This window comes from Thermus sp. (assembly GCF_040290245.1).
Classification (GTDB): Bacteria; Deinococcota; Deinococci; order Deinococcales; family Thermaceae; genus Thermus_A.
The window spans coordinates 7,341-17,833 of sequence record NZ_PSMQ01000033.1; the positions used below are offsets into that span (position 1 = coordinate 7,341).

Here is a 10,493-nt window from a genome sequence, read left to right on the forward strand (position 1 = left end):
GACAAGGTGGTCACCATCCGGTACACCCTCGAGGTGGGGGGGGGGTCCTGGACCAGGGGGAGCTTTCCTACCTCCACGGGCATCGGAACATCATCCAGGGCCTCGAGGAGGCCCTGGATGGGCACGAGGAGGGGGAGGTGGTGCAGGCCCAGGTGGCCCCGGAGAAGGGCTACGGTCCCCACGACCCCGAGGGGGTCCAGGTGGTGCCCCTTTCCGCCTTCCCCGAGGATGCGGAGGTGGTCCCCGGGGCCCAGTTCTACGCCCAGGACATGGAGGGGAACCCCATGCCCCTCACCGTGGTGGCGGTGGAGGGGGAGGAGGTCACCATCGACTTCAACCACCCCTTGGCCGGGAAGACCCTGGATTTTGAGGTGGAGATCCTCAAGGTCCGGCCCGCCACGCCGGAAGAACTCGAGCACGGCCACGTGCACGAGGGCGAATAACCCTAACTTGGAAATCCGCGGGGAGCTCCCCGCGGATTTGACTTTTTCAAAGCGCCGTGCTAGGCTTAGGTGTCCCTGGGAAAACCCAAAGGGTTTAGGGGATTAAAGGAGCAGCATGAAGAAGGGTACCGTCAAGTGGTTTAACGCGGAAAAAGGCTACGGGTTCATCCAGCAGGAAGAAGGTCCGGACGTGTTCGTGCACTTCACGGCCATCCAGGCCGAGGGGTTTAGGACCCTGAACGAGGGCGACCGGGTGGAGTTTGAGGTGGAGCCCGGCCGGGGCGGCAAGGGCCCCCAGGCCAAGAACGTGCGCGTGCTTTAAGCTTGCGAGAACCGCGCCCCCCGGTCGGGGGGCGCGTTTTTGTTGAAGCCAGGCCGCCTGTGGCGTAGGGTAAGGGCGTGCGCATCCTGGTGACGAACGACGACGGCATTTTTTCCCCGGGCATCAAGGCCCTGGGCCTGGCCATGCGGGCTTTGGGGGAGGTGGCGGTGGTGGCCCCGGATGTGGAGCAATCCGCGGTGGGCCATGGCATCACCGTCCGGCGCCCCTTGCGTTTTAAACACACCGCCAGCGCTGGGTTTGGAGAGGTCCCCGCTTACCGGGTGGACGGGACCCCGGCGGACTGCGTGGTCCTTGGGGTTCATCTTCTAGGCCGGCCCGACCTTCTGGTCTCGGGCATCAACATCGGGGTGAACCTGGGCCTGGACCTCACCCATTCGGGAACGGTGGCGGCGGCCTTAGAGGGCACCTCCTTAGGCATTCCCTCCATCGCCTTCAGTCTGGACACCTCCGCGGAGGAGCTCGGCTTTGAGGAGGCGGCCCAGACGGCGGTGGCCATCGCCCGCTTCGTTTTGGAGAAGGGCCTTCCCCCAGGGACGCTCCTTAACGTGAACTTTCCCGCGACTAGGCCCAAAGGGCTTCGGGTCACCCGGCTTTCCACCCATCACTACGAGGATACCGTGGTGGAGCGCCTGGACCCGGAGGGGCGGCCCTACTACTGGATTGCGGGCAGGCCGGTGGGGGAGGAGGAGGAGGGGACGGACCTCTGGGCCGTGCGCCAGGGGTATGTGTCCGTGACCCCAGTCAGCCTGGACTTCACCGACTATGCGTTTAAGGCCCGCCTCGAGGGCCTACTCCAGGACCACCGGCTCCCCCTCCCTTAGGCCCAAGGCCTCCCGGGCGCTTCCCCGGTTTACGGCAATCTCCAAAAGCCCCGCGCTGCCCAGATAGGCGAGCGCCTCGCCAGGCGGCACTTCCGCGTAGGTCCTCCGGATGGGGATGCGCCGGCCTATTGAGCCACCCACCCTGACCCACCCACCGGGAGGGGCCTGGGTTAGGGTGGTGATGGCGTTTCCGAAGCGGTCAAAGGTGAGGACTTCCCCCTCCCGCTCCGAAAGGGCCAGGGGAAGCCGGACCAGATCTTTTGGGTCTAGGCCGGGGCCCAGGGCCTTTGGGGGAAGGCGGAGGGCCAAGTGAGCGGCGGCGGGGGCGAAAAGGTCCCGGCCGTGGAAGGTGGCGCTCGAGGTGGGCCAGGATAGCAGAAAGGCTTCCCTTGGGGGATCTAGAAGCCAGGCCAGGGTGAAAAGCCCATTGTCTGGGCCCACGTAGATGCGTTCCCCAAAAGCGGCGATGGCCCGTCGCTCGCTCCCTACCCCGGGGTCCACCACCGCCAGGACCACCGCCCCCCTTTCCAGGAAGGGCAGGGCCTCGTAAAGGGCGTAGGCCGCCCGGCGGAGGTCCTGGGGGGGGAGGTCATGGGCCAGGTCCACCACCTCCACCCCCGGGGCCCTTCCCTTCAGGACCGCCTTCACCACACCGGTGTAGGGGTCTTCCAGGCCGAAGTCCGAAAGGAAGTAGACCCGCCTCATAGGCGCGTCCGGAGCAGAGGCCTGGGGAGGAGGGCCACCACCACCCCGGCCACCACGAGCCCCAACCCCCCGGCCAGGACCCCCTGGGTCCTCGCCTTGACCCAGTTGAGGAAGCCTCCGACCAGAAGGAAAAGGAGCGTGGGCCCGGGGACAGCGAGGGCATAAAGGAGGGTGCTGAGGTGGGGGGAAAGGTCCTTGTATCGCTCGTGCAGAACCAAGGGGGCAAGGCCGCGGAAGAAGGGCTCGAGGAGGGCCAGGCCCAGGAAGACCACGAGGTTGGGCATCAGGCCCGGCTGGTCCAGAAGCCCCCGCAGGGCTCCGTAAAGGAAGAGGAGGAGGACCAAGGCCGGCCCCACCCAGAAGGCCTCTATCCAAGAGCCAGGATCGCCTAGGATCTGGGGAAGCCGCTTTTTAAAGCGGACCCCTAGGTACAAAAAGGCCAGGAGGCCGTAGAGGAGGTAGAAGAGGGGGAGGACCGTCTCCTTCTGGTAGGGGAGGAAGAGGGCGAGGTAGGTTCCGTGGACGAGGCGGCCTATCCAGAGGGAGAGGCCGCCTGCGAGGAGGAGGAAGAGGAAAAGGGCCAGGTAAAGCTGCCCCGGCCCTGGCAGGGGGTCTTCCACCACCTCCACCGCCCGGGTGGGTTCGATGCGGCTTTCCGCGTAGAGGACGAGGCCCAAAAAGATTAAAAGGAGGAGAAGCCAGGGCCAGGTGGCCTTTAGAAGAAGGCGGGGGAGGCTTTCCACCTGGGAAAGCTGGGCCAAGGCCGCCCCCCCTCGGGTGAGATCCCCTGCGGCGTAGTAGGAGAGGGTGAGGAGGCCCAGGGCCTCGCGGTAAAGCCCGCTTTCCAGCCTGGGGGCGAGGCCTTCCAGAAGGCGGATGGCTTCCTTTGGCTGGCCCAGGTAGAGGAGGAGCCGGGCCCGTTCCACCTGTTCCCTGGGGGTGTCGCCCAAGACGGCCAGGGCTTCTCCTGGACGGAGCAGGGCTTTGCGGATCTCGGCCAGGAGAAGCCGGGCCTCCGGGGTGGAAAGCCCCAGCAGCGCCTCCTCTTCCGCCGCCTCGAGGCGGCCAAGCTGGAACAGGGCCTGGGCCCGGATGAGCCGGGCCTCGGGGGTTGTGTCCCCCTGGAGGAGGGCCAAGGCCTGGCCGGGGCTGCCCTTTAGGAGGAGAAGCCGGGCCTGAAGCCGCGCGGCCTCAGAGCTTTGGGGGAGGGTTTGCAGCTGGGCCTCCGCCCTTTCGACCTGGCCGGTCTCCAGGTAGATCCGAGTCAGCAGAAGGCGGCTCGGCTCATGTCCTGGATCGGCCACCAGGGCGAGCTCGCAGGTGGCTTGAGCGGCTTCCAGGGCACCTTCTTCATATAGCCTCGAGCACCTTTCATAGTAGGGTCCCGCCTGGGCCAGCGCCATCCCCAGGCCAAAGACGGTCCAAATCCAGCGCATGCCCCCAGTCTAAGCTACGGCCTAGGAACCCAGGGGGCTTTCCCGGTATCCTTGAACTTGGTATGCTCCTTTCCGGAGGCAAGGGATGAGGAGGATCCTCTTGGCTTTTGGACTCGCGCTCGGGCTTACCGCCTTGGCGCAGGCGGAGATCGGAAACCTTCTGGAGGGGGGCCGGTATGTGGAGGCCTACCAGCTGGGCCAGAGGCTGGCCAGCGCCGAAAGCCTGGCCCTCGCAGCCAAGGCGGCGAGTTTTTACGCCATGTACCAGGCCAAGGAGGGCGAGCGGGCTGAATGGTTCCAGAAAGCTGAGGCGGCAGCCTCCGAGGCCATTAAGAAGGACCCGGACTACCCTGAGGGCTATTTTGAACGGGCCCGGGCCCTGGGGCGGCTTTCCCAGTACAAGGGGATCCTGCAGGCCCTGGCCGAGGGGGTGGCCCCCAGGATCCGGAGCGACCTGGAAAAAACCCTCAGGCTCAAGCCCGACCACGCGGGGGCCATGGTGGCCCTGGCCCTTTGGCACTTTGAGCTGGTGCAGAAGGGCTGGTTCGTGGCGGCCACCCAGGGGGCGGACGGGTCTAAGGTGGAGCCCCTGATGAGGAGGGCCATCGAACTGGAACCCAACGTCATCATCCACCGGGTGGAGTACGCCAAGGTCCTGGCCGCCTGGGGGAAGAAGGAGGAGGCCCGAAAGCAGCTGGAGGTGGCCCTCTCCCTGCCGGCAAAGACCGCAGCCGACCGGTACGACCAGGAGCGGGCCCGGCAGGAACTGGCCAAGCTCCGCTGAGCCGTAAAGGTTCTCGAGGGGGTCGGGGGCGACACCTCCGACCCCCCTCGGCCTTACCCCTCCAGGAGGACCACCGCCCGGGCCTGGACGTGCCTAGGGGCCAGGCCCTCGGAGGTTTTAAAGGAAAGGCCCAGCCGGTCCTGGGGTAGACCCAGAAGGCGGGATAGGTTCTCCACCAGGGCCCCCCGGTGTGGGGAGAGCTTGGGCTGGTCCAGGGTGAGGACCAGGCTGATCTGGAGGAGCCTACCTCCTTGCTCTTCCACCAGGCGGAGGGCCTCTTTCAGAAAGAACTCGCTCCTTGCCCCTTTCCAGCGGGGGTCCGTGTCCGGAAAGAGCTGGCCGATGTCCCCCAAGCCATAGGCGGAAAGAAGGGCATCGGTGAGGGCGTGGAGTGCGGCGTCCCCGTCGGAGTGGGCCTGGGCCCCCACGGGGCTTGGGATGGCCAGCCCGCAGAGGAAAAGCGGCCTTCCCTCGACCAGGAGGTGGCTGTCCTCGCCGTAGCCTAGGCGCATGGCTATACTCTAAGGCATGCCGAGCTTTGCCGAGGCGCTTAGCCTGATGGAGGCCTGGACGGAAGGCGAGTCCTTAAGGCGGCACATGCGGGCGGTGGAGGTGGCCATGCGGGCCTACGCCCGCCGCTTTGGGGAGGACGAGGAGGTTTGGGCCATAGCTGGAGTCCTGCACGATATGGATTACGAAAAGTACCCTTTGGAGCACCCCTACCGGGGGGTGGAGGAGCTCAGGCGGCTGGGCTACCCGGAGGAGATCCTCGAGGCCATCCTGGCCCATGCCCGCTACACCGGGGTCCCCCGCAGGACCCTTATGGCCAAGGCCCTCTTTGCGGTGGACGAGCTTACGGGCCTCATCACCGCTGCGGTCTATGTGCGGCCGGACCGGAGCATTTTGGGCCTCGAGCTCCCAAGTCTTAAGAAAAAATTCAAGGACAAGGCCTTTGCCCGGGGCGTAGACCGTCAGGAGATTGAGGATGGGGCGCGGGAGCTTGGCCTCAGCCTGGATGAGCATATGGCCTTCGTCCTCGAGGCGATGAAGGAAGAGGCTGGGCTTCTGGGCCTGGTGTGAGGGGCATGCCATCCAGATCCCTTCCGAATTGGGGTCCAGGGTGTGTCGGCCACCTTCCCTTGGGGGTTGATCTCCAATAGACTTGAGAAAGTGGAGGTCCTTTCGCCTTACATCGGCCAGCTCACCTTTGGGGGGCTCGCGGGGTTTGCCACCGGGTACGCCCTGAAGAAGATCGGCCGCCTTTTGGCGGTGGGGTTGGGCCTTCTCTTCGTGGCGGTTCAGCTCCTTGCCCAGGCGGGGTATGTCCAGGTGGACTGGACCCGAATCCAGAAGGACGTGGAGCCCTTCCTTAAGGACGAGGGGGTAAGGAGCTTTTGGGAAAGGCTTTTGGCCACCCTCACCCACAACCTCCCCTTTGGGGCCAGCTTTACCGCGGGGTTTATTCTGGGCCTCAGGGCCGGATAAGCCGCTGAGGGGTGGCGATGAGCTGGACCGTTCTTTCCCGCACGGGGAGGCGGGGGTAGATCATCACCGGGTGGGCCAGGGTAGCGAAGGGGGCTTCCACCTCGAGCCAGGCCTGAGGAAAGCCGTACCCTTTGCCCACCCAGCCCCCCTCCTCGTCCACGGCCACCGCCCCGATCAGGACCAGATCCACCCCATGGGCCTTTAGGTCTACGGGCTCCCCGTGGCGGCTCACCTCCCGCACCCGGAAGAGCTTCCTGGGGTCCAGCCCCTCCACTTTCAAGAACGCCCCGGCCCGGTCGGGATGGGGGAGGATGAGGGCCTTTCCTGCCCTGAGCGCGGCCTCCCGCAGGGGTTTTAGGACCGCGTCCATCCCCACGAGGATGGTCCTTGCCCCTTGGAACTCCGCGGTCGCAACAAGCCTTTCCGCCGCCCGCCTGGCCCCTTTGAAGTTCGGGTGGTGGCCGTGGGGCGGGGTGGGGTGGAGGGCCAGGCCGTATTGCGAGAGGGCGTTCCAGACCTCTTCCCGTAGGGCCCCTAGGCTCACGGGTTAGAGTATAGGGGATGGAGGGTAAAAAACCGAAGTTCGCCCACCTACACCAGCACACGCAGTTTTCCCTTTTGGACGGGGCGGCCCGCCTCGAGGACCTCCTTTCCTGGGTGAAGGCCATAACCCCTCATGAGCCCGCCTTGGCCATGACCGACCACGGGAACCTCTTCGGGGCGGTGGAGTTCTACAAAAAGGCCACCGCAAAGGGCATCAAGCCCATCCTTGGCTACGAGGCCTATGTGGCGGCGGAAAGCCGCTTTGATCGCAAGCGGGGGAAGGGGCTAGACGGGGGGTACTTCCACCTCACCCTCCTGGCCAAGGACTTTAAGGGGTACCAGAACCTGGTGAGGCTGGCCACCCGGGCCTACCTCGAGGGCTTTTACGAAAAACCCCGGATCGACCGGGAGATCCTGAGGGAACACTCGGAGGGCCTCATCGCCCTCTCGGGGTGTCTGGGGGCGGAGATTCCGCAGTTCATCCTCCAGGACCGGCTGGACCTGGCCGAGGCCAGGCTCAACGAGTACCTTTCCATCTTCAAGGACAACTATTTCGTCGAGATCCAGGACCATGGCCTTCCCGAGCAGAAGAAGGTCAACCAGGTCCTGAAGGAGTTCGCCCGGAAGTACGGCCTAGGCCTTGTGGCCACCAACGACGGCCACTACGTGAGGAAGGAGGACGCGGAGGCCCATGCCGTCCTCCTGGCCATCCAGTCCAAGACCACCTGGGACGACCCCGAGCGCTGGAGATTCCCCTGCGAAGAGTTCTACGTCAAAACCCCAGAGGAGATGCGCCAAGCCCTGGGGGAGGAGTGGGGGGATGAGCCCTTTGACAACACGGTGGAGATCGCCCGGATGTGCAACGTGGAGCTGCCCATCGGGGAGAGGATGGTCTACCGCATCCCCCGCTACCCCCTTCCTGAGGGACGGACGGAGAGCCAGTACCTTCGGGAGCTGACCTTCTTGGGGCTTTTAAGGCGCTACCCCGACCGGGTTACGGAGGGGATTTACCGGGAACTTTTCCGCAGGATGGACAAGCTCCCCCCCCACGGGGACGAAGAGGCCCTGGCCCGGGCCCTGAGCCAGCTTTCCCCCCAGGACTGGGAGAAGGCGCGGGGCACCCTACCCCCTTTAGAGGGGGTCTTTGAATGGGACGGGTGGCGGATCCTGGCCCGGGCCTTTTATGAGCTATCCGTTATCGAAAAGATGGGCTTTCCAGGGTATTTTCTCATCGTCCAGGACTACATCAACTGGGCCAGGGGCCAGGGGATTAGCGTGGGGCCGGGCCGGGGTTCGGCGGTGGGAAGCCTGGTGGCCTACGCGGTGGGCATCACCAACCTCGATCCCCTGCGCTTCGGCCTCCTCTTTGAGCGCTTTTTGAACCCGGAAAGGGTCTCCATGCCCGACATCGACACCGACTTCTCCGACCGCCGCCGGGACGAGGTGATCCGTTACGTGAAGGCCCGCTACGGGGAGGAGAAGGTGGCCCAGATCGGCACCTTTGGGAGCATGGCCTCCAAGGCCGCCCTAAAGGACGTGGCCCGGGTCTTCGGCATCCCCCACAAAAAGGCGGAGGAGCTCGCCAAGCTCATCCCCGTGCAGTTCGGAAAGCCCAAGCCCCTGGCCGAGGCGGTGGAGGTCATCCCGGAGCTTAAGGCGGAAATGGAGAAGGACCCCCTTATCCGCCGGGTGATCGAGGTGGCCATGCGCCTGGAGGGCCTTTCCCGCCACGCCTCGGTCCACGCGGCCGGGGTGGTCATCTCGGACGAGCCCCTCACGGAGCTTGTTCCCCTTATGCGGGACACCTCCGGGGAAGGGGTGGTGACCCAGTACGACATGGGCGGGGTGGAGGCCCTGGGGCTTTTGAAGATGGACTTTTTGGGCCTGCGCACCCTTTCCTTTTTGGACGAGGCCAAGCGCATCGTCAAGGAGTCCCGGGGGGTGGATCTGGACTACGACCGGCTCCCCCTGGACGACCCCAAGACTTTCGAACTCCTTTCCCGGGGGGAGACCAAGGGGGTGTTCCAGCTGGAGTCCGGTGGGATGGTGGCCACCTTGAAGGGCATGAAGCCCCGGCGGCTCGAGGACCTGATCGCCCTTCTCTCCCTTTACCGCCCTGGGCCGATGGAGCACATCCCCACCTACATCCGCCGCCACCACGGCCAGGAGCCCGTGAGCTACGCGGAATTCCCCCACGCGGAAAAATACCTCAGGCCCATTTTGGACGAGACCTACGGCATACCCGTTTACCAGGAGCAGATCATCCAGATCGCTTCCCAGGTGGCGGGCTACTCCCTGGGGGAAGCCGACCTTCTCCGCCGGGCGATGGGCAAGAAGAAGAGCGAGGAGATGAGGGCCCACCGGGAGCGGTTTGTCCGGGGGGCGAAGGAGCGGGGGGTGCCAGAGGAGGAGGCCGATCGGCTTTTTGACCTCCTCGAGGCCTTCGCCGACTATGGCTTTAATAAGTCCCACGCCGCCGCCTATAGCCTCCTTTCCTACCAGACCGCCTATGTCAAGGCCCACTATCCGGTGGAGTTCATAGCCGCCCTCCTTTCCGTGGAGCGGCACGATTCCGACAAGGTGGCCGAGTACATCCGGGATGCCCGGGCCATGGGGATTGAGGTTCTCGCGCCGGATGTGAACGAGAGCGGATTCGACTTCCGGGTCGTGGGCGGGCGCATTTTGTTCGGGCTTTCTGCGGTGAAGAACGTGGGGGAGGGGGTGGCGGAGGCCATCCTTTCCGAGAGGGCCCGGGGGGGGCCTTTCCGGAGCTTTGCGGACTTCCTCCTCCGTCTGGACGAAAAGGTGGCGAACCGGAGGGCGGTGGAGTCCCTCATCAAGGCGGGGGCCTTGGACCGGTTCGGGGAACGGGGTCAGCTCCTTGCCGCCTTGGATGAGTTTTTGCGCTGGGCTTCTGCGGAGAGGGAGCGGCGAAAAAGCGGTCTTGGCCTGCTTTTTGAGTCCATGGAGCCCCCCTTGCCCAAGACGCCCCCTTTGGACGAGGTGAACCGGCTCCGGTACGAGAAGGAGGCCCTGGGCCTCTACCTCTTTGGCCACCCCGTCCTCCGCTACCCGGGCCTAAAGGAAGCGGCGACCACCAGCCTGGCCGGCCTCAGGGCCTACGTCCAGGCCACGGGGGGGCGGCGGGCCCGGGTCATCCTCGCAGGGGTGGTGGAGGAGGTGGTGCGCAAGCCCACGAAAAGCGGCGGCATGATGGCCCGGTTCGTCCTTTCCGATGAGACGGGGGCCCTGGAGGCCATCGCCTTTGGCCGGGCGTATGAGCGGGTCTCCCCCAGGCTTAAGGAGGACCTCCCGGTCCTTCTTTTGGCCGAGGTGGAGGAAGAGGAGGAGACCCTGCGCCTTTTGGCCCAGACGGTCTACCCCTATGAGGACCTGGCCCATCTGCCCAAAGCCCTGGAGCTCGAGCTGGACCTGGCCCTTTTGGATGAGGGGGCCATCCTTCATCTGAAGAGCCTTTTGGAGGAGCATCCGGGGCCCTTGCCTTTGTACCTCAAGGTGGAGGGCCCCTTTGGGGAAGCCGTCCTGTCCGCCCGGGAGGTCCGGGTGGGGGAGGAGGTGCTGGCCCTTTTGGAAGAGAGGGGTTACCGGGGGTACACCCTGCCCGATCGGGAGGCCCTTTGGAGCCTAGACCCAGGGGGGGAGGCGGCGGTGCCCTTCTGACAGGCGAACGGCCATGTACGCAAAACCCCCGGGGGTGCCCCCCGGGGGTGGCCCGGACGGTGGGTTAGAAGTCCATCTCCCCAGCGCCGGCGGGGGCGGGGGTAGACTCCTTCTTCTCGGGCTTCTCCGCCACCACGGCCTCGGTGGTGAGGATGAGGGCGCCGATGGAGGCGGCGTTCTGCAGGGCGGTACGGGTGACCTTGGCGGGGTCGACGATGCCGTACTCCATCATGTCGCCGTACTCGCCGGTGG

The 10,493-nt window shown here is 65.5% G+C and carries 10 protein-coding genes and 2 pseudogenes; 7 read left to right on the top strand and 5 right to left on the bottom strand.

Annotated features, from left to right (window positions below; translation table 11 throughout):
- The 3 genes and pseudogenes from C4301_RS06070 to surE form a co-directional block, all read left to right on the top strand.
- Window positions 1-443: pseudogene (locus tag C4301_RS06070) on the top strand (FKBP-type peptidyl-prolyl cis-trans isomerase); the annotation flags it as partial.
- A 115-nt stretch (window positions 444-558) separates the two neighbouring features.
- The gene (locus C4301_RS06075) at window positions 559-765 is read left to right on the top strand and encodes a cold-shock protein (protein ID WP_352414211.1); all 207 of its coding nucleotides are present in this window, start codon (window positions 559-561) and stop codon (window positions 763-765) included.
- A gap of 77 nt (window positions 766-842) precedes the next feature.
- The gene (gene surE / locus C4301_RS06080) at window positions 843-1,607 is read left to right on the top strand and encodes a 5'/3'-nucleotidase SurE (RefSeq protein WP_352414212.1); all 765 of its coding nucleotides are present in this window, start codon (window positions 843-845) and stop codon (window positions 1,605-1,607) included.
- Here the strand turns inward: surE and C4301_RS06085 are convergent.
- Window positions 1,575-2,312, bottom strand: a complete 738-nt coding sequence (locus C4301_RS06085) for a (R)-S-adenosyl-L-methionine hydrolase (RefSeq protein WP_352414213.1) — start codon at window positions 2,310-2,312, stop codon at window positions 1,575-1,577. The two genes, surE and C4301_RS06085, sit on opposite strands and share 33 nt — an antisense overlap.
- Complete coding sequence (locus C4301_RS06090) at window positions 2,309-3,748, bottom strand: tetratricopeptide repeat protein (protein WP_352414214.1); 1,440 nt, start codon at window positions 3,746-3,748, stop codon at window positions 2,309-2,311. The genes C4301_RS06085 and C4301_RS06090 overlap by 4 nt, the downstream gene beginning before the upstream one ends.
- Before the next feature lie 85 nt (window positions 3,749-3,833).
- On the opposite strand from C4301_RS06090, the gene C4301_RS06095 reads away from it, so the two are divergent.
- Entirely contained in the window at window positions 3,834-4,532 is a 699-nt protein-coding gene (locus C4301_RS06095; RefSeq protein ID WP_352414215.1) for a tetratricopeptide repeat protein, read from the top strand.
- Window positions 4,533-4,585: 53 nt separating this feature from the next.
- Here the strand turns inward: C4301_RS06095 and ispF are convergent, their stop codons facing one another.
- On the bottom strand, window positions 4,586-5,044 hold the full coding sequence (gene ispF, locus C4301_RS06100) for a 2-C-methyl-D-erythritol 2,4-cyclodiphosphate synthase (protein ID WP_352414216.1): 459 nt from the start codon (window positions 5,042-5,044) through the stop codon (window positions 4,586-4,588).
- Window positions 5,045-5,060: 16 nt separating this feature from the next.
- Between ispF and C4301_RS06105 the strand changes: the two genes are divergently transcribed.
- Both C4301_RS06105 and C4301_RS06110 read left to right on the top strand, forming a co-directional pair.
- Window positions 5,061-5,612, top strand: a complete 552-nt coding sequence (locus tag C4301_RS06105) for an HD domain-containing protein (protein WP_352414217.1) — start codon at window positions 5,061-5,063, stop codon at window positions 5,610-5,612.
- 90 nt (window positions 5,613-5,702) lie between these two features.
- Window positions 5,703-6,017 (top strand): FUN14 domain-containing protein, encoded by a 315-nt coding sequence (locus C4301_RS06110; RefSeq protein WP_352414218.1) that lies wholly within the window; start codon window positions 5,703-5,705, stop codon window positions 6,015-6,017.
- Here the strand turns inward: C4301_RS06110 and C4301_RS06115 are convergent.
- Complete coding sequence (locus tag C4301_RS06115) at window positions 6,004-6,561, bottom strand: 5-formyltetrahydrofolate cyclo-ligase (RefSeq protein WP_352414219.1); 558 nt, start codon at window positions 6,559-6,561, stop codon at window positions 6,004-6,006. The genes C4301_RS06110 and C4301_RS06115 overlap by 14 nt on opposite strands.
- Window positions 6,562-6,578: 17 nt before the next feature.
- On the opposite strand from C4301_RS06115, the gene dnaE reads away from it, so the two are divergent.
- Complete coding sequence (gene dnaE, locus C4301_RS06120; protein ID WP_352414220.1) at window positions 6,579-10,241, top strand: DNA polymerase III subunit alpha; 3,663 nt, start codon at window positions 6,579-6,581, stop codon at window positions 10,239-10,241.
- Between the two features lie 64 nt (window positions 10,242-10,305).
- On the opposite strand, the pseudogene groEL reads toward dnaE, so the two are convergent.
- Window positions 10,306-10,493: pseudogene (gene groEL / locus C4301_RS06125) on the bottom strand (chaperonin GroEL); the annotation flags it as partial.